Here is a 21227-nt window from a genome sequence, read left to right on the forward strand (position 1 = left end):
CTGCTGTTTTTTTGTCTATTGGTTATGATTCACGGTTCTTGATTAATTTCTTTTCAAGTGCCTCAACCAGCTGATACATGACCGTCGCTAAAATTGCAATAATCAGAAGGCTCATCAGTACGAGCGTGAAGTTGAAGACCTGAAACCCATATATGATGAGGTACCCCAGTCCTTCCTTCGATACAAGAAATTCTCCGACAATGACTCCGACCCAGGACAAGCCAACGTTTACTTTTAAGGTAGAGATGATGGCAGGGAAGCAGGAGGGAAGGATGACTTCTTTAAAACATTGAAATTTAGAGCCGCCGAATGATCGAATGACCTTTACATAATTCGGTTCAACATTCGTAAACGACGTGTAGATGACGATTGTGGTAATAATGACCGAGATCAACACACCCATGGCAACGATAGACGAAAGGTTCGGCCCCAGAGCAACAATCAGGATGGGACCGATAGCAACCTTAGGCATGGCATTTAAAATAACCAGGTACGGATCAAGTACTCTTGACAGAAAAGGGAACCACCAGATCAGTGCAGCCAGTGATGTTCCGATCAGCGTTCCTAGCAAGAATCCGATGACTGTCTCTGTCAGCGTCATGCCAATATGCACAAATACGCTTCCGTCAGAAATTTTTTCCGCCAGCAAGGCTGCTATTTTTGCAGGGGAACTAAAGAGGAGAGGATCAATCCATTTATGATCCGAGCTGTATTGCCATAAGCCAAAAAATACAACAAAGATGAGAAGCTGTGTAAGTCTGACTTTAATCGTTCTTCTGCGCAAATTCAGTAAGTAGTCGGAGTGGGCTTTATTCAGTATCATTTTGCTCAATTTGCTCCAACTCCTCCCAAATTTGTTGAAACATGACCGCGTATTCCGGATGCTGGCGGGCTTCGAACGGCAGGCGCTTACGCAGATGGCCGGATACAGGAAACGTCCGGAAGATACGGCCGGGTTTCGTGGAAAACAAGATAATACGGTCGCTCATGGCGATCGCTTCACCGATATCGTGTGTGACAAGAATGGCGGTTTTGCCATGTTCATTGAGCGTAGAGGATACCAGGTCCTCCAGTTTAAGCTTAGTCTGGAAGTCTAGTGCGGAGAAAGGTTCATCCAGCAATAGGATATGGGGATTGGTCGCCAGTGTCCTCACTAAAGCGACGCGCTGCCTCATCCCGCCGGATAATTCGCTCGGATACTTGTCGAGTGTATCGTACAGTCCAATTTCCTTCATAAGAGAAAATGTATAGTGTAGTCGTTCTTCAGTAAGGCAATGCTGAAGCTTCAGCCCCAGCACGATATTATCCTTGATGGTTTTCCAAGGAAACAAGTAATCTTGCTGCAGCATATAACCGATCTTGGGATGAGGTTCTTTAATGATCTGATTTCTTAGTGTAACGGTTCCCGCTGTGGGGCTAAGAAGTCCCGAGATGATGGATAGAAGTGTTGATTTTCCGCATCCGCTCGGTCCAAGAAAAGAAACAAACTCTCCCTCGGAAACAGAGAGAGTGATGTCCTCCAGTGCAGTCGTGGCCGTATGCTTGGAAAAGTAGGTTTGACCAACCGATTTTAATTGTAAGAAGGCCACTGTGATCCCTCCATTACTATTTATGGTTTATTTCGTTGCATCACGGGAAAAAGTGGTGTTAACCAGTTTGTTGTAATCAGCTTTCTTTGGAAGTTCTCCCGCTTCTTTCATAACGGCTTGCAGGTTGCTCCATGCTCCTTCTTCAAGGATCGGATTGACCGCATAGCTGTGCTGTCCTTTATAGCGGTCGACTACCTTTTCGATGAGATCAACCGATGTATCTTCAAAATACGGAGCAATGAGAGTGGCGATTTCTTTTGCAGAATGTGTTTCAACATACAGCTGGGCTTTATAGAGGGCCTTCGTAAAGCGTTTCAGCACATCTCCGTGTTTTTTTATATAGCTTTGTTTTGACATGTAAGAAGTGTAGGGAAGTTTGCCGGATTCTTCACCAAATGACGCAACAACATGGCCGATGCCCTTCTGTTCAAAAAGACTGGCTTGGGGTTCGAACAGCTGTACATAGTCGCCGGTTCCTGAGGCGAAGGCGTTAGCGATATTCGCAAAGTCGATGTTCTGGATCAGCTTCACATCTTTATGAGGGTCAATGCCGTGCTTCTTCAAACTGAACTCGCCGGCCATCTGCGGCATTCCGCCTTTCCTCTGTCCGAGAAACGTACTGCCTTTTAACTGATTCCATGAAAAATAGTTTGGTTTTTTCCTTGCGACCAAAAAGGTTCCGTCCGTTTGAGTCAGCTGTGCAAAGTTGATGACCGGATCACTGGAGCCTTGGGCATCAACGTAAATGGAAGTTTCAGAGCCTACGAGGGCAATATCAGCTCCGTTAGACAGCAGGGTCGTCATCGTTTTATCGCCGCCCCAAGTGGTTTTTAAATCGATATCAATTCCCTCATCTTTAAAGAACCCTTTTTCTATGGCAACATATTGGGGAGCATAGAAAATGGAGCGGGTCACTTCGGCAATTCTTACTTTATCGCGTTTTTGCTTTTCGGAGTTATCAGATGAGCATGCCGACAATAGCAGACAGGCAGTGAGAAGCAGTGTTAAGCAGAGCATGATATGAGCTTTTATCCGTTTCAAGCGGTGTGCCTCCTTTATGTTCGAATGAAGTTTTGCTTTTCATGTAATACTTTATGTGAGTTGAAAAATTGTGTGTTGGCCTATTGAAAAAAAGGAGGAATGCGCGTTGTTAGGAAGCAGCCTGATCACTCATGCACAACGATTTCCATCTCCGCATCCACAGATTACGTTATTCAAGATTACATATAAGAGTGAAGGATTAACTGTAAAAGGGCTGTTAGCTATCCCTGAACATCAGACACAGCCTCTTCCTGGATTTTTATATTTACGGGGAGGGATTAAAAAAGTAGGGATGGTACGCATTCCGAGAATCATCCAGCTTGCTTCACAGGGGTTTGTTGTGATGGCCCCGTTTTATCGGGGAAATGAAGGGGGAGAGGGGCGTGAAGATTTTTGCGGGGAAGACCGGTGCGATGCATTTCATGCGTTTGAGGTGCTCCAATCACTGCCTTCTGTTGATCAGGATCAGCTCCATATCTTTGGGTTTTCCAGAGGCGGACCGATGGCGTTTTTTACAGCGTTAAAGTTTCCTGAAGCCCGCTCACTCGTCATATGGGGAGGCGTTTCTGACATGGTCCTTACCTATGAAGAACGAGTAGACCTCCGCAAAATGATGAAAAGGGTCATCGGCGGAACACCTGCTAAAAATCCGGAGGGGTATAGGACACGTTCACCTGTATATTTCTGCGACGAACTTAACGTTCCGCTCTTATTAATCCATGGAAGCCGTGATGAAAATGTTGGAATCAAGCATTCTTTAATGCTGAAAGAATGCCTGGAGCCAAAGAAAAAAGTAGAATCCTGGTTCTACCCGCAATATACTCATCATTTTCCGCCGCAGGAAAACCGGAAAATAACCTATGCTTTTTGTGAGTGGATGAAAACGCAAAACAAAGAAAAGCCGGAGCTGTCACCTTTGTGACAAGTCCGGCTTTTGTACGTTGAGCATCATTTTTAATGTGGATTCAAAAAGATCCATCTGTTTTCCGGTACGCATGAGGTCATGAGTCAGACTAATCGCTGAAATGGCTAGCCCATCAAGAAAGCTAATCATGAACCGGCTAATATCATCAACCGGGGCAATCGGATTAAACTCACCGGCGTCCACACCCTTTTGGATTAGAACGCTAAAAATACTGGCTGCACCTTCGTATCGTTTTTCGATGTAATCTCTGTTTTCCGGTTTTCGCCAATGCGTAATTCCATATTCAACGATTGCCGCACTAAAAAGATTTTCCGTGTCTTCGTATTCAGCCCTTCTGTAGTCATCCAATAAGGTAAGGAGAGTTTTCCAAACGGATCCATTATTCTTTTGAAGGAGCTCATCCAGCTCCTTGCGGTTATCCTCCATCATTTGTTCCAATAGAGAAAGAAAGATGTGCTCTTTGTTTGAGAAGTAGGCATAGATTCCGCCCCTGCTGATGGAAGTGGCATCCATGATGTCTTTAATAGAGGCAGCTTCATAGCCTTTTTGGGCAAACACTTTTTTAGATGCCATTAAAATTTCACGCTGTCGTTGTTCCTTGTGCTCGTGAGGCACTTTCGGTGACATACTGATCGCTCCGTTCAATCGATTTTCGTAAAAACAATGCCGCTATGCTTATTGTAACAAGTCCAGCGCCAGAAACAATAAATACGGAGATCACTCCGAATTGATTTCCAGCAAATCCGCCAGTCACCGGGCCTATAAGAGTCGCTAGCATTATAATGCTTCCCGTCAGGCCAAATACTCTTCCTGTCATATGAACGGGTGTTAGTCTCTGAACGGCTGTATTGAAAGGGATGAAGATTAAACCTGCGCCTGAGGCAGCTAAGAAGGTTAGCGCAGGAGCCCAGATAAATGGGTGGGGAAGCTGGAGAGAAGCCAGATATCCCATGATCATAAAACCGCCTCCAAGCGAGAAGATACCGATCGTCATTGCCAGCCATGGAGAACTGATCTGCCATTTTGTCAAACATAGGCCGGTCACGAGAAAGCCAACTCCTGAGCAGGTGACCACTAGACCTACCAATGCCGGGCTGCCCGTCTCGAGTAATCGGATCAGAACGGAAAACTGGGCATCTGCCATCTGCAAGATCAACATGGAAACAAACATGAGACCAGTGCCAAACAAAATAAAGCGTACTGTTTTCATATATTGAAAGCCTTCTTTTAAATCTGATATAACAGATCCTTTTGTGCGTTTTTCTTTTACGTGAAGCGGTTTAACACCTGGAAGCACGAACAGCAGCAAAGCGGACAAGAGAAAGCTGGCTGAATCAAGAATAAAAACGCTGCTGATTCCAGCCGTGGTTACTAAAAATCCGCTGATGGCAGGACCGATAATCTTCGTCGCGTCCTGGATGACAGAGCTGATCGAAGCAGCCTGCTGCATATCGTCATCGGACACAATTTCTTTCAGCATGCCGCTTTTGGCGGGAGTAAAAAGAGAGGAGAAGATTCCCAGAAGAATAAGCAGAATGTACACATGCCAAGGCACAGATGCAACGATCAAACCAAGAATAATGATACAGCGGAAAAAATCAGAACAAACCATGATGGTTTTACGGTTCATGCGATCGGCGATCACGCCAGCAACCGGTCCAAGAACCGTCATGGGGAGTCCAAGTGAAATAATGACAAATGACATCTCCAGCGGTGAGGCGTTCCATTTAAAAGCCATCAATGAAAAAATTGCCATGATGCTAAGCCAGTCACCAAGATTGGAAATGACCTGTGCCGACATTAAAAACTTAAAAGATTTGTTCTGCCTTAATGTATTACCTGCTTTCTTTTCCATGAAATCACTCCTAGGAATTAAAATGACACTTATGTCGTTATTATAAATGACATAAGTGTCGATTTCAACCTTTTTATGGAAAATAAAAAAACCGCTTCGGCTGGGAAGCGGTTTGTAGGAGTTTTGGATCTAGCTTTAGTGCCCAGGGCTCTAAAGTTTTTCTTAACTTAGCAAAGCGGTCCTGCACTTTTAATTTCTGCTGGCACATTGTTGAATTTTTCGAAGTTTTCCTTGAACTTACTTGCAAGCTCTTTTGCTTTGTGGTCGTAATCTTCCGGGTTCTCCCAAGTCTTTTTCGGCTGAAGTACTTGATCAGGAACACCTGGGCAATGTACTGGTGTATGCAGTCCAAAAATAGGGTCGGTTATCGTCTCTACAGATTTTAATTCCCCTTGAAGGGCAGCCTGAACCATGGCTCTTGTGTAGGAAAGGTTCATGCGCTTGCCGGCACCATATTCTCCGCCTGACCATCCGGTATTCACCAGGTATACTTCTACTTCATGATGATCGATTTTTTCTCCGAGCATTTCGGCATATACAGTTGCATCCAATGGAAGGAACGGTGCACCGAAGCATGTTGAGAAGGTCGCTTGAGGAGATGTGATTCCTCGTTCTGTTCCGGCAAGTTTGCTCGTGTAGCCGGAAAGGAAATGATACATGGCCTGTTCTTTTGTCAGTTTGCTGATCGGAGGCAATACGCCGAATGCATCAGCTGTCAGGAAGATAATCGTGTTCGGATGACCAGCAACACTTGGCTGGATAATATTCGGAATCGCCTGAATTGGATAGGCAGCCCTAGTATTTTCAGTCAACGTACCTTCGCTATAATTACCTACGCGTGTTTCATGGTCAAGAACGACATTTTCGAGAACGCTTCCAAAACGGATCGCATTCCAGATCTGCGGTTCTTTTTCTTCAGAGAGGTTGATGCATTTTGCATAGCAGCCGCCTTCAATGTTAAAAACACCAGTATTAGCCCAGCCATGTTCGTCGTCCCCGATCAATGAACGATGCGGATCAGCAGAGAGCGTAGTTTTCCCGGTACCCGATAATCCGAAGAACAGAGCTACATCGCCTTCCTGCCCGACATTTGCGGAGCAATGCATAGAAAGGATCCCTTTTTCAGGAAGAATGTAGTTCATCACTGAGAAGATGGACTTTTTAATTTCTCCTGCATATTCAGTTCCTCCGATCAACACGATACGCTTTTCAAATGATATAATAATGAAGGTTTCAGAATTGGTCCCGTCTACAGCAGGATCTGCTTGAAATCCTGGTGCAGATACCACGGTGAACCCCGCTTCGATTCCTTTTAGTTCTTCAGCTGTCGGACGGATGAACATTTGGTGGGCAAACAGGTTATGCCAAGCGAATTCATTTATCACCTGAATAGGCAGCCTGTACGCGTGGTCGGCACCAGCGAATCCTTTGAATACAAACAATTCCTCTTTTTGTCCTAAGTAATGAAGTACTTTTTTATAGAGCTGCTCAAATTTCTCTTCGTTAAAGGGCTTATTGATTTTGCCCCAGTTTATTTTATCTTGTGTGCTAGCTTCATCCACGATGAATTTGTCTTCGGGAGAACGTCCAGTATATTTTCCAGTAGTGGCCCTGAGAGCACCGGTTGAAGATAAAATGCCTTCATTTCGGAGCAGCGCCTTTTCAACTAGCATAGGTACAGGTAGATTTTCATGAGTAGCAGCGCTGGATAGAATGTCATCTAAAGTCGTCGTTAAATCAACCGTATTCATGTTCGCAAAACCATCCTTTTAAGAAATATATTTATCATTAATATCGTAAGTAAATTCGAAATTAGTATAACACATTGAAACAAATAATGTATACTATTTTATTTAGCAAATTGTAAATTGGTTCATAAATCAGGCTCTTTGTTTTTAAAAGCATAATCTTTCATTTATAATTGGTACTTAATTCCGTTTGAAGGATCTCCCAGACTCCCGCCGGAGAGGGAGAGTATAGCTTTTCAAGTTGACAGGTTTGTCGAACTGCGCTATTATATTTCGGGAACGGCTACTCTTATTCTGAGTAGGTGGAGGGACAGGCCCTATGAAACCCAGCAACCGACACTTCATCATCACATATGCATCTTGTGCAGTGAAGTGAAAAGGTGCTAACCTGCAAGGTGAAAAACCTTGAAAATAAGAGGTGAAGGCGTAGAAATAAGACCTTTTCCCTCGTGTATTTTAGGTCCAGGGAAAGGCTTTTTTTATGTCTTAAAACAGTTTGAACCTGAATATTTTACAAAACAAAGTATCCATATAGGAATGAGTACCGTATCTTATAAAAAAATTGCTCTATGCTTTCAATAGAGAAGGAGGATTTCAATTGTCTAAAAGCCGTCGTCTTTTTACATCTGAATCAGTTACGGAAGGGCATCCGGATAAAATTTGTGACCAAATTTCCGATGCGATCCTGGATGAAATCCTTGCAAACGACCCGAACGCACGTGTCGCTTGTGAAACATCCGTAACGACAGGCCTTGTGCTTGTTGCTGGTGAAATCACCACATCTACTTATGTTGATATTCCAAAAGTCGTTCGCGAAACGATCAAAGAAATCGGCTATGACCGTGCAAAATACGGTTTCGATTCTGAAACATGCGCAGTTCTTACATCCATTGATGAGCAGTCAGCGGATATCGCGATGGGTGTTGACCAAGCGCTTGAAGCTCGTGAAGGCTCAATGACTGATGAAGAAATCGAAGCGATCGGTGCTGGTGACCAAGGTCTTATGTTTGGTTATGCCAACAATGAAACACCTGAACTTATGCCGCTTCCGATCTCTTTGGCACACCGCCTGTCCCGCCGATTGGCTGAAGTGCGTAAAACCGAAGAAGTTCCTTACCTTCGTCCGGATGGTAAAACTCAAGTAACGGTGGAATATGATGAGGATGACAAACCGGTTCGTATCGATACGATTGTTATCTCCACTCAGCACCATCCAGAAATTACACTTGAGCAAATTCAAGCCGACATTAAAGAACAAGTCATCAAGCCTGTTGTACCTGCAGAATTGATCGACGAAAACACAAAATACTTCATTAATCCGACAGGCCGTTTCGTTATCGGCGGACCACAAGGTGATGCTGGATTAACTGGCCGTAAGATCATTGTTGATACGTATGGCGGATATGCTCGCCACGGTGGTGGAGCATTCTCCGGTAAAGATGCAACTAAAGTTGACCGTTCTGCAGCGTACGCCGCTCGTTACGTAGCGAAAAACATCGTTGCTTCCGGACTTGCTGACAAAGTAGAAGTTCAGCTTGCATATGCAATCGGTGTAGCACAGCCTGTATCGATCGCTGTCAACACATTCGAAACAGGAAAAGTTTCTGAAGAAGTATTGGTTGATCTTGTGCGCCAAAACTTCGACCTTCGTCCTGCGGGAATCATTAAAATGCTTGACCTTCGCCGTCCAATCTACAAACAGACAGCGGCATACGGACACTTTGGCCGTACAGACGTTGAGCTTCCTTGGGAAAAAACAGATAAAGCAGAAGCACTTAAAGATCAAGCAAACGCATAAATACATTGAAAAAAACCGGCCTTTGGGCCGGTTTTTCTTTTGAAATAAAGTTATTTTGATCAAAAGAGGCAATGATTGACCAGTTTTACGAGTAAAGAGACTACTTATTGAGTGAAATGATGGTGAGCCGACCCTTGATATGGAAATAACGTGGGTTTTGCAAGTAACAAAGTGAATTTCTTTATGTAAGTAGAGTTTTGAGAAGAACTTATTATCGAAAAACTAAATTTATTATTGACATCGACTAGTTTATTATCGATTTGTTATTTTATGAATCGATTTAAGTGTTTATTTTTGAAAAGGTGCCAGGCACCGCTTTTTGACATATGTCAAAAGCCGGTGCCTGGCACCTTTACAATTAAATCCGGAGGTTTATGCTCAAAGGTTTTCATGAATACAGGAAGCTTGAAGATTGCTGCTAGAGCGATTCTTGGATTGAGATTCGGACTGATTTCTTGCACAATCATCAAACAGTTTTCCTGTGGTGCTTTTTTCATGTAACCCCTCCTAAATTTTATAAAAAGTAAGGAACGAGATAAACGTTGAGTAAAAACACGGAAAAGATTCCTGAGCTGATCCCGAGGATCATACCGGCGAGCACGTCGGTTGGGTAATGAAGGCCGAGATACATACGCGAGATGCCAACAGACAACCCGAGCGGAAGCAGTATGGTAAGCAATCCTGGATGGATGAAAGCGAGCGGGATGATGACCGAAAAGATTGCGGTCGTATGTCCTGAAGGGAAAGAATGGTCTTTCAGCGGATTACTGAAGGTCTTGGTACCCGCGATCATCAGATAAGGGCGTTTCCGTGGATAGCATTTCTTTGAGATCGCAACAGGAATATGGCTGAGAATAAGAGACAGGATTCCTGCAGCAGCAAATTTCTTCAGATCGACAGGAATGGTAAGCAGGAGAAGCAGTGTAGTTAGAATGGTGCACGTTGCTCCGCCAATGTGTGTGATCCCATTGAAATACTTATCCAGCAAACGGTGCTGCAGTCTGCCGTTCACCCATTTAAACACATCACATTCCTTTTCATAGATCCAGCCGGTTACTCTTGCCATGGAAGTCCTCCTTGTATAACGATTTCCCTTTCAGATTACAAGAGGTTTATTGCCGCTGTTTAAAGGCATTGTGAAGAAATTGTAAATAAATGAAAAAACCGCCTGGATGAATTCAAGCGGTTTGCAGCTTCCGGTATAAATGAGGTTAAAAGAAAACCTTTTGATCACGCTCTTCTTTTAGAATTTCAACAGCTTCACGGAACCGCATGGAGTGGATGATCTCTCTTTCCCTCAAAAACCTCAGCCCGTCATTGAGATCTGGATCATCCGACATGTCAATCAGCCATTGATACGTAGCACGTGCTTTTTCCTCTGCTGCAATGTCTTCGTACAGGTCAGCGATCGGATCTCCTTTGGCTTGAATATAAGCTGTAGTAAATGGCACACCGTCTGCATTATGATAAAAGAGCGCGCTGTCATGATTGGCATAGTGGGTATCGAGTCCGGCATCCTTCATCTGCTCGGGAGTGGCATCCTTTGTCAATTTATAGATCATGGTGGCAATCATCTCAAGATGGGCAAACTCCTCTGTTCCTATGTCGGTGAGCAAGCCGATGACCTTGTCAGGGATCGTATACCGCTGATTCAAATACCGTAATGCAGCAGCAAGCTCACCGTCTGCCCCGCCATATTGTTCAACCAAAAACTTAGCCAGCTTCGGATTGCATGTGCTGACTTTAACAGGATATTGCAGCTTTTTTTCATAAATCCACATAGTTGCCCTCCCATGGTTTTACTTTTATACCTGCCACGGCCAAGGTCCTTTGTTCCAATCCCAGGGAGCACCTGAATAACTGTTTCCGTATTGCTGCATCGGCCCATATTTTGACTCAATGGCTTTCTTCAATTTTTTTCGTTCCCGGGCGAAATGATTGAACTGATGGATGCTGGCTGTGTCATTTGGATGGGTATCTAAATACAGGGTTAATTCAACAAGCACAAAATCAACCGCCTGTAATTCCTCGAGGAGCTGATAATACTCAGCTGGAAGGCCTGTTTCCATTCCTGATCAACTCCTTCTTTCATAAGGATTTTCATAGTAATCATAAAATACCGGCCAAAGCGTTCCTTTTTTTAATGCTTCCTGTGGTGAGAACTGCGGCAGGTTATAGGGCTGGAATGTCATATATAAGTGAGGAGGAGTAGAATAATACTTTCTTCCGATCGGCTGGCATGGATCGAAATTGCTATGGAAAGGAACATAGGATTTTACATGTTTCAAAGGATTTCACCTCCGACAATCGTACTCTTACTAAATTATTTTCTAACGGAGGTAATTATGTGGATTTTATCAGGATAGAGCCTACAATTTAAATAAGAAAACATCTTATGGTATGATTTATCAAGAACAGAAAAGTGATGAACGGAAAATTAAGAGGAAAGAAAGGGGAAGCCATGTACGAAGGAGTCCATCATGTATCACTAGTAGTTACTGATTTGAAAAAAGCACTTTATTTTTATGAGGGAATCTTGGGTTTTTCGGCGAGCAAAGAGCGGCCTCAGTTCGGCTTTCCAGGTGTTTGGTACGATTTTGGGGCAACACAGCTTCATTTGATCGCAAACGCAAAAGGCAAGGCTTTGAGAGGAACGGATGAATTGGATAGCAGGGATGGTCATTTTGCCATCCGTGTTACAGATATTCCGAGACTGTTAAAAAAGCTGGACCACCATCAAATACCTTATTTAAATAAGCCGGATAATAAAACACCGTGGCATCAGGTTTATGTCAGTGATCCAGATGGAAATTTAATAGAATTTAACGGAGAGCGTCAGTCTGTTTCTGAAAGTGATTTATAATATTGCCCTTTTTCTTGGTATTCGCGGCGGATCCTGTCCATGTCGGCAATATCTTCTGCGTTCAGTTCCCGTATCACTTTGGCAGGACGGCCGAATGCAAGGGTGTTCGGCGGAATCTTTTTGCCCGGGGGTACGAGGCTGCCGGCTCCGATAAACGCTCCTTCACCGATTTCAGCGCCGTCAAGTACAAGAGATCCCATGCCGATCAGTGCGTTTTTTCGTATGATGCTGCTATGTAAGATCACGCTGTGCCCAACGGTTACTCCGTCTTCCAGAATAAGAGGCCGATTAGGGCTCTGGTGAAGAACAGAATTATCCTGAACATTGACGCTATTGCCGATAATGGTAGGAGAAACATCTCCGCGTATCGACGTGTTAAACCAAATAGAGCTGTATTCACCGATCGTAACATCGCCGGTAATGGTTACATAATCTGCAATATAGGCAGTCTCTGCGATAACTGGGTGTTTGCCATTGTAAGGGTAGATCAAAATATCACATCCTATTTCGTATAAAATAATAAAAACAAGGCGTTTCAGCTTTTCTTGATCCAGCTTCAGCGGCTAAAAGCCTGGTCGTTTCGCTCTTTCACAAAATACAAAAAGCGTATTTGTGTTCAAGAGCTCCAACAGCCTTCGCTTTTGACCAAGCCGCCTCAGCTTTTCAACTTATTCTATCAAATGAAAGATTAATTGAAAATTATTTTGAGAAGGGGATGGGGTTATGTGGAAGTGGGAAACTAAGGAGGAAGCTAAGGGTGTCGTCATTATGGTCCATGGCGCTGGAGAATACCATGGGCGCTATGAATGGGTCATTCAGCAATTTAATCTGGCTGGCTTTCACGTCCTTATGGGAGATCTTCCGGGACAGGGAACGACAACTCGCCGCAGGGGGCACATCGACTCGTTTGATGAATACATCACGGCCATCGAGACGTGGATTGGTGAAGCTGCTCACTACTACCTGCCCGTATTTCTCTTCGGACACAGCATGGGCGGGCTTGCTTCGATCCGTGCGGTTACGGAAAGATCCTTTAATATCAAGGGCATCATTCTTTCTTCTCCATGTCTTGGACTCGCGAGCCAGCCGTCAAAGGGAATTGACACCTTATCAAGAGTATTGAATAAAGTGGCGCCATCTGTTAAATTTGCTGCAAACATTGAGCCCGTAAATAAAACAAGGAATGAGCAGGTATTGCTCAGGGATTCAACGGACACCCTTCTTGTAGACCGTGTATCTGTCAGATGGTACCGGGAGCTTGTGAATGCAATGAAGATGGCCCATACACATACCAGCCGGTTTCCAAACATTCCGCTGCTCGTCATTCAGGCAGGAGATGACCGGATCGTCGACAAACTGGCTGTCCGTGACTGGTTTAACCGGTTAGAACTGCACGACAAAATGTACAAAGAATATCCCGGACTGTATCATGAAGTACTGAATGAGCCGGAAAGGGATGACGTGTTTAAATTTATTAAATCCTATTTGAATCTGCATTTTTGATTTTTGATAATTGCTAGGGGTGGGAATTGAATGAGTGTACCGAATCAACCATGGGCATTAATGTATCGCATCTATCGCAATGTTCTGCCCGATGTTTCTCTCTTTCTTGAACAATGGCGTGAAAAAGCAGAATTGATTCCGAACGATGAACTTAGAAAACAAGCGTTGATGAGCATTGATACGAAGGAATTTCACTGCCAGGGAGGAGCGATTCTGGCCCTCCTGGCCGGAGATCAAAGAAAAAGAGTGATCGAATTTGTAGTGGCTTATCAGACGATCAGCGACTATCTGGATAATCTTTGTGACAGAAGCACATCGCTGGACCCGCTGGATTTTGAGGCTCTTCACGAATCCATGATCCATGCGCTTACACCGGGTACAGACCGCAAAAATTATTATCGCATGAGGGATGATCAGAATGACGGGGATTATTTATGGAGCCTTGTTCAAACCTGTCAGAACATTCTTAGTGAAATACCGCATTACGATTCAATCTCGGATTCATTGCTTGATTTGGCTCACTATTATTGTGATCTGCAAATACATAAGCACGTGATCATTGAAGAAAGAGTTCCGCGGCTGCAGGCTTGGTTCAGCAGCCATAAAGATTCTATCCCAGCGATGAGCTGGTATGAGTTTTCAGCTTGTACAGGTTCAACGCTCGGTATTTTTTGCCTCGTTTCGTATGCATCACAGCAAAACCTTACGAAGGAACAAGTGAAAGTCATTAAGAACGGCTACTTTCCGTGGGTGCAAGGCCTTCATATACTGCTCGACTATTTTGTGGATCAGGAAGAAGATAAAGAGGGCGGCGACCTTAATTTTTGCTCATATTACGAAAATGGCAATCAGCTTCTTGAGCGGTTTGGTCATTTCGTCCAGCAAGCGGATAACAGCATTGACCGCCTGCCAGACCGCAAGTTTCATAAATTGATCAACCGTGGTCTATTAGGCATCTATCTGGCTGACCAAAAAGTCGACCGCCATCCGGGAATTAAAAAGACGGCAGGGAAAATCATGAGAATGGGCGGAAGCTATACTCTCTTTTTCTATATGAACCGAAGACTAATGCAAAGATTAAGACCTTCCATCTAAAAAAGGAGCGGAAACTGCTGCGGCAGCTTCCACTCCTTTTTATCTTTTCTCAATGGCGACAATATAGGGAGGATCGTTCTTTTGGTTGATGAATCCGTACTGCAGGACATGAGCCATTTGCTGATCGAGGCCTTGAGCATATTCCATGACTGCGTCTTTTTCCACTTTTCCTTCCGGGTGTCCGTGGTAGATCACCAATACAGCAAGGCCTCCCGGTGCCAGCAGGTCAAAAAGCTGATTTATGGCTTCGATGGTGGATTCACTCTGAGTTACAATTTCTTTATCTCCGCCAGGCAAATAGCCGAGATTAAAAACAGCACAGGCAATTTTCCCGTGAAACGAATCTGGGATATATGATTTCATATGATGATGTCCGGTGTTAAAAAGCGTTACATTATCTTCGGCCTCATGCTCCAGCAGACGTTTTCTAGTGTTTTCAATCGCCTCTTCCTGTATATCAAAACCAAAAACATTGCCCTCGATACCGACGAGGCGAGAAAGGAATAATGTGTCATGGCCATTCCCGCATGTGGCGTCAATGACAGCACTGCCTTTTACAGCCGCACTTTCCAGCAATGTCCGTGCAAACGGAAGTATACCCTGGATCTTCATAGTGGTTGTACCGTTTCCTTTTTATAAAATTTCCCTTGAAAGCTGTCCCTGCGTTTCATTTCGGATTCAATGGCATTCAGTACTTTCCACTTGTTCATGCTCCACATCGGCCCGATCAGCAGATCAGGCGGTCCGTCACCAGTGAGACGGTGGATCATCATGTCAGGGGGAAGGATTTCGAGCTGGTCGCAAACGAGCCCGACATACGTATCAAAATCTAAAAATTCCAGCTTTCCATGGTCATATTGCTTTACCATCGGCGTTTTTTTCAACAAGTGCAGCAGATGGATCTTTATGCCCTGCACATCGAGCTTGGCGACTTCCTTCGCGGTTTCCATCATCATTTCTGGTGTTTCCAGGGGAAGCCCGTTAATAATGTGGGAGCATACACGAATATTATGCTTACGGAGCTTATTAACGCCATCAACATACGTTTGATAATCGTGTGCACGGTTAATAAGCAGAGCAGTCCGTTCATGGACCGTTTGCAGACCAAGCTCCACCCATAGATAGGTCCGTTCGTTCAGCTCGGCGAGATATTCGACTACATCATCAGGGAGACAATCCGGGCGGGTCGCGATCGCAAGGCCAACTACACCTTCCTGTTCCAAGACCGTCTCAAACATTTCGCGAAGTTTTTCAACTGGTGCGTACGTGTTGGAGAAGGCTTGAAAATACCCAAGATATTTCCCCTTTTTCCATTTACGGTGCATGCGTTCTTTCACGGTGTTGAACTGGGTGATCAAGTCATCCCGCCGGTCTCCGGCAAAATCACCGGACCCGCTCTGAGAACAGAACGTACAGCCGCCATAAGCAGCTTTCCCGTCACGGTTCGGGCAGTCAAACCCGCCATCCAGCGGAATCTTAATAATCTTCTCATTAAAATGACTCCGCAGATGCTGATTCCATGTATAAAAACGTTTATCGCCATAATGGGCGGGAATAATCGATTGAGACATTGTGTCACTCCTTAGTTAGAAAAGCTGAAGCGCCCGTTTAGCTCCGAAAAGCGGTGGAACTCCTGAATAGCAACACGCTTTTTGTGTTGCATTGAGGGGGTGAAGTGCTCGAGGAGCTGGGCGCTGAAGCTGGATCAGAAAAGCTGAAAGGGCCGTTTTGAGATGAAAGACGGTGGAACTCTCACACAGCAACACGCTTTTTGTGTTGAGGTGAGAGAGTGAAGCGGCCGAAGCTCAGGTCCTTGAAGCTGAATCGAGAAAAGCTGAAAGGGCCGTTTTGAGCTGTAATCCCGCATTCGGGCGCCATGCAAAAAAACACCGCCCAGCCGCCAACCTGCCAGGCACTCAAACACCAATACCTGGCTACCCAAGCCCCTTCTTACACACTACAAGCCATTTTAGCACGGGGGAAGCAAATCTCCAACAGGAAGAAAAAGAGCTGTTTATGGGAAAAGGCGTGTCTGCGGATTGTCACCGGGCATAAAAAGCTCTACAATACTTAGGGGTATTTCTTTCTTGTTAGGAGGGCTTTGATTGCCTAGACCGCTTTGGCTGCTGGTGATTGGAATGGTCCTGAATGTAACGGGAGCATCGTTTTTGTGGCCGGTGAATACCATTTATATCCATGAGCATCTAGACAAGTCATTGACTGTCGCCGGCATCGTGCTCATGTGTAACTCAGGAGCGGGGGTTCTTGGGAATCTTGCCGGGGGTCTGGTGTTTGACCGCCTTGGGGGATACAGAGCCATACTCACTGGTGTATCTGTCACATTGGCAGCCCTTATTATGCTTGTTTTTTATCATGGTTTTATGTTCTACGCTTCTCTGCTGGCTGTTATCGGTTTTGGCATGGGTATTACTTTTCCATCGATGTACGCGATGGCGGGAACCGTTTGGAAAGAAGGAGGAAGAAAAGCGTTTAACGCCATCTATGTCGCTCAGAACGTCGGTGTTGCTGCCGGTGCGGCATGTGGTGGGTTTGTTGCTTCCTATTCCTTTCAATGGTCTTTTATGGGTAACGCATTGCTTTGTGCGCTGTTTTTCCTGCTCGTTCTGTTTGGGTATAAAGGAATCAGCAATAAAGCTTCCGAAATTTCGCCAGAAACGATTTTAACGCAAGATTCTAAGATTAAGAACAAAACCGTCTTTACCGGGCTCCTGATTTTGTGCGGCGGTTACTTGCTGGCCTGGATCAGCTATGTGCAATGGCAATCGACCATCGCCGTTTTCACGCAGGAAGCAGGTATCAGCCTGAAGCTGTACAGCTTGCTTTGGACGGTCAACGGAGCATTGATCGTATTGCTGCAGCCCGTGCTGGCCTACATATTAAAACACTGGATTACTTCAACGAAAACTCAAATTCTCGTAGGCTATCTTATTTTTATTGTTTCATTTGTAACGGTCAGCCGTGCCGAAGCATTCTCAGGTTTTATGGGAGCCATGGTTATTTTGACGATAGGTGAAATGTTTGTCTGGCCGGGTGTGCCGTCCATCGCCAATGATCTGGCTCCGGCAGGAAGGGTAGGTTTTTATCAGGGAATCGTCAACAGTACGGCGACGGCGGGGCGGATGATCGGCCCGTCTTTTGGCGGCATTCTTGCTGATGTTTGGGGAATGAAGACTGTTTTCGGGGTAATTTTTGTTTTGTTTATGATCAGTATTGTGCTTACTCAAATCTATGACCGGAAGATTGCTGTTGGAGGTCTTTCACAGAAAAAGACAGGTTAGATAGGAGAGCTGAATGGAAAACTTCTTGGCTTTTAACTTACAAGAGATGCCTTTTGTCATTATTTCATTGGTTATTGCGTTTACGGTTCATGAATTTGCTCATGCTTATGCGGCGTATCTGTGCGGTGATTCTACGGCTAAAGACCAGGGGCGCTTGACGCTCTCACCTGTTGCCCACCTTGATCCGATCGGTACGATCCTTTTATTGATCGCCGGTTTCGGCTGGGCCCGGCCAGTGCCTGTGGACCGCAGGAATTTTAAACGTCCTCATTTATATAGCATTCTCGTATCGATCGCCGGACCTCTGAGCAATATTTTAATCGCAATAATAGGAGTTATCATCTTTTATGCCCTCTTTTCAACCGGTGTAGTGGACAGTGTGCCGGAAAAGGGAGTCGACTTTATCGACAAGATGATCAATATGCTCGTTTATTTGAATGTTCTGCTGTTTGTGTTTAATTTATTGCCGATCCCGCCTTTGGATGGCTACCGTGTACTGGAAGATTTGGCACCTAACCGAATCAGAGCCAAGATGATTCAATATGAACATATTGGTGTGATCATTTTTTTGATCCTCATCATTACACCGCTGGACAGATATACCATCTATCCGATTTTTAATACGATCGTTCCTTATGTGGCGAACTTGGTGGACAGCTTGATCCGGCCATTCTTTGAATCTGGTATATAACTAGGAAAAAAGGGCTAAGCTGAGTAGCAAACAGACTTGACATTTTACGTTTGAATTCATACAATACAAGTTAAATATGGTAATTACGATGATAAGGATCAGTAAAAAAGCAGAGGGATCTAGAGAGTTGACGGACGGTGCAAGTCAACCCTGAACCTTTTTGAACTCACCTTGTAGTTGCAAAAGTGAAAAGAAAGCTTTAGCTTTTGCCGTACACCCGCGTTAAGGGACCAATGAGCGAGCGTGTTCTTTTGCGCTAATGTGGGTGGTACCGCGGCAGGTTATGATGACATAAACACAACCTTTCGTCCCTGAATGATTTAGGGGCGGAAGGTTTTTTATTTTGCCTTTAATTTGCTAAAGGATGAATGTGAGTGACAGGGAGGAAGAGAAAATATGCATTACGATCACAAAAAGATTGAGCCGAAATGGCAGCAGTACTGGGAAAAGAATAAAACGTTCAAAACGGAAGAGGAATACTCCAAGAAGAAATTTTATGCACTGGATATGTTTCCTTACCCGTCTGGAGCCGGTCTTCACGTAGGACATCCGGAAGGTTACACAGCAACGGACATCCTCTCCCGAATGAAACGCATGCAGGATTATAACGTGCTTCACCCAATGGGATGGGATGCGTTCGGTCTTCCGGCTGAGCAATATGCACTTGATACCGGTAATGACCCTGCCGAGTTTACTGAAAAGAACATCAATACATTCCGTCGCCAGATCAAAGAGTTAGGCTTCTCTTATGACTGGGACCGTGAAGTAAACACAACTGATCCGGAATACTACAAATGGACACAGTGGATTTTCATCCAGCTGTATAAAAAAGGATTGGCCTATGTTGATGAAGTGCCTGTTAACTGGTGTGAGGCGCTTGGCACAGTACTTGCCAATGAAGAAGTCATCGACGGCAAGAGCGAGCGGGGCGGACATCCCGTCGTCCGTAAGCCGATGAGACAGTGGATGCTGAAAATTACGGCTTATGCGGACCGTTTGCTTGAAGACTTGGAAGAGCTTGATTGGCCTGAAAGCTTGAAAGAGATGCAAAGAAACTGGATCGGCCGTTCAGAAGGTGCGGAAGTTCATTTTGGAATTGACGGACATGACAAACAGGTAACGGTGTTTACGACTCGTCCGGATACGCTATTTGGGGCGACATACCTTGTCCTTGCTCCTGAGCACTCTTATGTGAATGAGATTACAACAGAAGAGCAGAGTGAAGCAGTAGAACAATATAAAAATGATGTCGCAACCAAATCCGATCTTGAGCGTACAGAGCTTGCCAAAGAAAAAACCGGTGTGTTCACAGGCGCATATGCCGTTAATCCGGTAAACGGCAAGAAGGTGCCAATCTGGATCGCTGATTATGTACTTGCAACCTATGGTACAGGGGCGATCATGGCCGTTCCTGGGCATGATGAGCGTGACCATGAATTTGCTGTGAAATTTGACCTTCCGATTATCGAAGTCGTAGAAGGCGGAGACGTACAGACAGCTGCCTACGCAGGCGACGGCAAACATGTTAATTCGGATTTCTTGAACGGTCTTGAAAAAGAAGAAGCCATTGAGAAAATGAACAGCTGGCTTGTAGAGAATAACAAGGGTGAAAAGAAAATCACGTACCGTTTGCGTGACTGGCTGTTCTCCCGCCAGCGTTATTGGGGAGAACCAATCCCAATCATCCTTTGGGAAGATGGAACAATGACACACGTCCCAGAAGAAGAGCTTCCGCTGCGCTTGCCAATCGTCAAAGAGATCAAGCCGTCCGGCACAGGTGAATCTCCTTTAGCTAACGTAGAAGACTGGGTGAATGTCGTTGATCCGGAAACCGGCAAGAAAGGACGCCGTGAAACGAATACCATGCCGCAATGGGCAGGAAGCTGCTGGTACTATCTAAGGTACATCGATCCTAAAAACAGTGAAGCTTTAGCAAATCCAGAGAAAATCAAGCACTGGCTGCCGGTGGACATCTATATCGGCGGTGCAGAGCATGCGGTACTTCACTTGCTGTACGCGCGATTCTGGCATAAGGTTCTTTACGATCTGGGCGTAGTTTCCACAAAAGAGCCGTTTCAGCGGTTGTTCAACCAGGGAATGATTCTCGGTGAGAACAATGAAAAAATGAGTAAATCCAAAGGAAATGTGGTTAACCCGGATGAAATCGTAGCTTCCCACGGAGCAGATACTCTGCGTATGTATGAAATGTTCATGGGACCGCTGGATGCATCCATCGCATGGAGTACGACCGGCTTGGACGGATCCCGCAGATTCCTTGACCGTGTATGGCGTCTGCTTGTTGCGGATAATGGAGAGCTTAACACGTCCATTCAAGATCAGCATGGTACAGATTCCTTTGAACGTGTATATCATCAAACGGTGAAAAAGATCACCGAAGATTTTGAGGGGCTTCGCTTTAACACAGGAATCTCTCAATTGATGGTATTCGTTAACGAAGCGAATAAGCAAAACGTTCTTCCGAAGTATGCTGCTGAAGGGTTTGTGAAGCTGCTTTCCCCGATCGCTCCGCATATTGCTGAGGAGTTATGGGAAAAACTAGGGCACAGCGGGTCTATCGCATACGAATCATGGCCGGTGTGGGACGAAGCGAAACTAGTGGAAAAAGAAGTGGAAATCGTTGTACAGATCAACGGTAAAGTAAAAGCTAAGCTTAGCGTACCGGCTGATATAACTAGAGAAGACATGGAGCAGGCAGCGATGGATAGCGATGCGGTTCAAAGCAGCATCGAAGGCAAAACGGTCCGTAAAGTGATTGCGGTTCCTGGCAAGCTCGTAAACATCGTAGCCAATTAATAAAGA

22 protein-coding genes, 1 riboswitch and 1 other annotated feature are annotated in these 21227 nt (G+C 45.0%); of the genes, 8 read left to right on the forward strand and 14 right to left on the reverse strand.

All coding sequences use genetic code 11. From position 1 onward, the window contains the following. Window positions 1-22: 22 nt before the first annotated feature. The 3 genes from OKX00_RS07035 to OKX00_RS07045 are packed head-to-tail and all read right to left on the reverse strand — an operon-like array spanning window position 23 to window position 2606. Window positions 23-823: an ABC transporter permease gene (locus OKX00_RS07035; protein WP_265410489.1), complete on the reverse strand. Its 801-nt coding sequence runs from the start codon at window positions 821-823 to the stop codon at window positions 23-25. Further along, on the reverse strand, window positions 810-1589 hold the full coding sequence (locus OKX00_RS07040; RefSeq protein WP_062233630.1) for an ABC transporter ATP-binding protein: 780 nt from the start codon (window positions 1587-1589) through the stop codon (window positions 810-812). The genes OKX00_RS07035 and OKX00_RS07040 overlap by 14 nt, the downstream gene beginning before the upstream one ends. Window positions 1590-1616: 27 nt before the next feature. Further along, window positions 1617-2606: an ABC transporter substrate-binding protein gene (locus tag OKX00_RS07045; RefSeq protein WP_265410490.1), complete on the reverse strand. Its 990-nt coding sequence runs from the start codon at window positions 2604-2606 to the stop codon at window positions 1617-1619. Window positions 2607-2751: 145 nt separating this feature from the next. Between OKX00_RS07045 and OKX00_RS07050 the strand changes: the two genes are divergently transcribed. Then, the gene (locus OKX00_RS07050) at window positions 2752-3552 is read left to right on the forward strand and encodes an alpha/beta hydrolase family protein (RefSeq protein ID WP_265410491.1); all 801 of its coding nucleotides are present in this window, start codon (window positions 2752-2754) and stop codon (window positions 3550-3552) included. Here OKX00_RS07050 and OKX00_RS07055 read toward each other — a convergent pair. The 3 genes from OKX00_RS07055 to pckA form a co-directional block, all read right to left on the reverse strand. Continuing rightward, complete coding sequence (locus OKX00_RS07055) at window positions 3541-4182, reverse strand: TetR/AcrR family transcriptional regulator (RefSeq protein ID WP_265409924.1); 642 nt, start codon at window positions 4180-4182, stop codon at window positions 3541-3543. The two genes, OKX00_RS07050 and OKX00_RS07055, sit on opposite strands and share 12 nt — an antisense overlap. Further along, window positions 4136-5410: an MFS transporter gene (locus OKX00_RS07060; protein WP_265409925.1), complete on the reverse strand. Its 1275-nt coding sequence runs from the start codon at window positions 5408-5410 to the stop codon at window positions 4136-4138. The genes OKX00_RS07055 and OKX00_RS07060 overlap by 47 nt, the downstream gene beginning before the upstream one ends. Window positions 5411-5577: 167 nt before the next feature. Then, window positions 5578-7161 carry a phosphoenolpyruvate carboxykinase (ATP) gene (pckA, locus tag OKX00_RS07065; protein WP_265409926.1) on the reverse strand — a complete coding sequence of 528 codons (1584 nt, stop codon included), beginning with the start codon at window positions 7159-7161 and terminating at the stop codon, window positions 5578-5580. Window positions 7162-7444: 283 nt separating this feature from the next. Beyond that, a riboswitch (SAM riboswitch) is annotated at window positions 7445-7576 on the forward strand. Window positions 7577-7756: 180 nt separating this feature from the next. Between pckA and metK the strand changes: the two genes are divergently transcribed. Continuing rightward, a complete protein-coding gene (metK, locus tag OKX00_RS07070) occupies window positions 7757-8956 on the forward strand; it encodes a methionine adenosyltransferase (protein ID WP_062233635.1) in 1200 nt (399 codons plus the stop codon). Between the two features lie 329 nt (window positions 8957-9285). Here metK and OKX00_RS07075 read toward each other — a convergent pair whose 3' ends face one another. The 5 genes from OKX00_RS07075 to OKX00_RS07095 form a co-directional block, all read right to left on the reverse strand. Next, complete coding sequence (locus OKX00_RS07075) at window positions 9286-9453, reverse strand: hypothetical protein (RefSeq protein WP_265409927.1); 168 nt, start codon at window positions 9451-9453, stop codon at window positions 9286-9288. A 17-nt stretch (window positions 9454-9470) separates the two neighbouring features. Continuing rightward, window positions 9471-10022, reverse strand: coding sequence for a phosphatase PAP2 family protein (locus OKX00_RS07080; protein ID WP_265409928.1), 552 nt, complete (start codon window positions 10020-10022; stop codon window positions 9471-9473). A gap of 145 nt (window positions 10023-10167) precedes the next feature. Next, on the reverse strand, window positions 10168-10737 hold the full coding sequence (locus tag OKX00_RS07085; RefSeq protein ID WP_265409929.1) for a manganese catalase family protein: 570 nt from the start codon (window positions 10735-10737) through the stop codon (window positions 10168-10170). A 24-nt stretch (window positions 10738-10761) separates the two neighbouring features. Then, window positions 10762-11025, reverse strand: coding sequence for a spore coat protein CotJB (locus tag OKX00_RS07090; RefSeq protein ID WP_265409930.1), 264 nt, complete (start codon window positions 11023-11025; stop codon window positions 10762-10764). A 6-nt stretch (window positions 11026-11031) separates the two neighbouring features. Further along, window positions 11032-11244: a spore coat associated protein CotJA gene (locus OKX00_RS07095; protein WP_256226337.1), complete on the reverse strand. Its 213-nt coding sequence runs from the start codon at window positions 11242-11244 to the stop codon at window positions 11032-11034. A gap of 137 nt (window positions 11245-11381) precedes the next feature. Between OKX00_RS07095 and OKX00_RS07100 the strand changes: the two genes are divergently transcribed. Then, on the forward strand, window positions 11382-11819 hold the full coding sequence (locus tag OKX00_RS07100; RefSeq protein WP_265409931.1) for a VOC family protein: 438 nt from the start codon (window positions 11382-11384) through the stop codon (window positions 11817-11819). Here OKX00_RS07100 and OKX00_RS07105 read toward each other — a convergent pair. Then, a complete protein-coding gene (locus OKX00_RS07105; RefSeq protein WP_053357492.1) occupies window positions 11792-12310 on the reverse strand; it encodes a gamma carbonic anhydrase in 519 nt (172 codons plus the stop codon). The genes OKX00_RS07100 and OKX00_RS07105 overlap by 28 nt on opposite strands. 232 nt (window positions 12311-12542) lie before the next feature. On the opposite strand from OKX00_RS07105, the gene OKX00_RS07110 reads away from it, so the two are divergent. Together OKX00_RS07110 and OKX00_RS07115 are read left to right on the forward strand one after the other, a co-directional pair. Continuing rightward, window positions 12543-13322, forward strand: a complete 780-nt coding sequence (locus OKX00_RS07110; protein ID WP_265409932.1) for an alpha/beta hydrolase — start codon at window positions 12543-12545, stop codon at window positions 13320-13322. A 30-nt stretch (window positions 13323-13352) separates the two neighbouring features. Continuing rightward, window positions 13353-14417, forward strand: a complete 1065-nt coding sequence (locus tag OKX00_RS07115; RefSeq protein WP_265409933.1) for a tetraprenyl-beta-curcumene synthase family protein — start codon at window positions 13353-13355, stop codon at window positions 14415-14417. A 39-nt stretch (window positions 14418-14456) separates the two neighbouring features. On the opposite strand, the gene OKX00_RS07120 is transcribed toward OKX00_RS07115, so the two are convergent. Beyond that, window positions 14457-15029 carry a tRNA 5-(aminomethyl)-2-thiouridylate-methyltransferase MnmM gene (locus OKX00_RS07120; protein ID WP_091003770.1) on the reverse strand — a complete coding sequence of 191 codons (573 nt, stop codon included), beginning with the start codon at window positions 15027-15029 and terminating at the stop codon, window positions 14457-14459. After that, window positions 15026-15988 (reverse strand): tRNA modification radical SAM protein MnmL/YtqA, encoded by a 963-nt coding sequence (locus tag OKX00_RS07125; RefSeq protein ID WP_265409934.1) that lies wholly within the window; start codon window positions 15986-15988, stop codon window positions 15026-15028. The genes OKX00_RS07120 and OKX00_RS07125 overlap by 4 nt, the downstream gene beginning before the upstream one ends. Window positions 15989-16522: 534 nt before the next feature. Here OKX00_RS07125 and OKX00_RS07130 point away from each other — a divergent pair. The 3 genes from OKX00_RS07130 (at window position 16523) to leuS (ending at window position 21221) form a co-directional block, all read left to right on the forward strand. After that, on the forward strand, window positions 16523-17716 hold the full coding sequence (locus OKX00_RS07130) for an MDR family MFS transporter (protein WP_265409935.1): 1194 nt from the start codon (window positions 16523-16525) through the stop codon (window positions 17714-17716). 13 nt (window positions 17717-17729) lie between these two features. Next, entirely contained in the window at window positions 17730-18407 is a 678-nt protein-coding gene (locus OKX00_RS07135; RefSeq protein WP_062233662.1) for a site-2 protease family protein, read from the forward strand. A 79-nt stretch (window positions 18408-18486) separates the two neighbouring features. Next, window positions 18487-18723, forward strand: a binding site (T-box leader). Window positions 18724-18803: 80 nt separating this feature from the next. Further along, complete coding sequence (gene leuS, locus OKX00_RS07140) at window positions 18804-21221, forward strand: leucine--tRNA ligase (RefSeq protein ID WP_265409936.1); 2418 nt, start codon at window positions 18804-18806, stop codon at window positions 21219-21221. Window positions 21222-21227 lie beyond the last annotated feature (6 nt).

The organism is Fictibacillus sp. KU28468 (genome assembly GCF_026153615.1).
Classification (GTDB): Bacteria; Bacillota; Bacilli; order Bacillales; family Fictibacillaceae; genus Fictibacillus_C; species Fictibacillus_C marinisediminis.

Coding starts and splice junctions, on each gene's coding strand:
- OKX00_RS07035 (WP_265410489.1), bottom strand. CDS start 823: ATGATACTGAATAAAGCCCACTCCGACTACTTACTGAATTTGCGCAGA.
- OKX00_RS07045 (WP_265410490.1), bottom strand. CDS start 2,606: ATGCTCTGCTTAACACTGCTTCTCACTGCCTGTCTGCTATTGTCGGCA.
- OKX00_RS07055 (WP_265409924.1), bottom strand. CDS start 4,182: ATGTCACCGAAAGTGCCTCACGAGCACAAGGAACAACGACAGCGTGAA.
- OKX00_RS07060 (WP_265409925.1), bottom strand. CDS start 5,410: ATGGAAAAGAAAGCAGGTAATACATTAAGGCAGAACAAATCTTTTAAG.
- pckA (WP_265409926.1), bottom strand. CDS start 7,161: ATGAATACGGTTGATTTAACGACGACTTTAGATGACATTCTATCCAGC.
- OKX00_RS07075 (WP_265409927.1), bottom strand. CDS start 9,453: ATGAAAAAAGCACCACAGGAAAACTGTTTGATGATTGTGCAAGAAATC.
- OKX00_RS07080 (WP_265409928.1), bottom strand. CDS start 10,022: ATGGCAAGAGTAACCGGCTGGATCTATGAAAAGGAATGTGATGTGTTT.
- OKX00_RS07085 (WP_265409929.1), bottom strand. CDS start 10,737: ATGTGGATTTATGAAAAAAAGCTGCAATATCCTGTTAAAGTCAGCACA.
- OKX00_RS07090 (WP_265409930.1), bottom strand. CDS start 11,025: ATGGAAACAGGCCTTCCAGCTGAGTATTATCAGCTCCTCGAGGAATTA.
- OKX00_RS07100 (WP_265409931.1), top strand. CDS start 11,382: ATGAACGGAAAATTAAGAGGAAAGAAAGGGGAAGCCATGTACGAAGGA.
- OKX00_RS07110 (WP_265409932.1), top strand. CDS start 12,543: ATGTGGAAGTGGGAAACTAAGGAGGAAGCTAAGGGTGTCGTCATTATG.
- OKX00_RS07115 (WP_265409933.1), top strand. CDS start 13,353: ATGAGTGTACCGAATCAACCATGGGCATTAATGTATCGCATCTATCGC.
- OKX00_RS07120 (WP_091003770.1), bottom strand. CDS start 15,029: ATGAAGATCCAGGGTATACTTCCGTTTGCACGGACATTGCTGGAAAGT.
- OKX00_RS07125 (WP_265409934.1), bottom strand. CDS start 15,988: ATGTCTCAATCGATTATTCCCGCCCATTATGGCGATAAACGTTTTTAT.
- OKX00_RS07135 (WP_062233662.1), top strand. CDS start 17,730: ATGGAAAACTTCTTGGCTTTTAACTTACAAGAGATGCCTTTTGTCATT.
- leuS (WP_265409936.1), top strand. CDS start 18,804: ATGCATTACGATCACAAAAAGATTGAGCCGAAATGGCAGCAGTACTGG.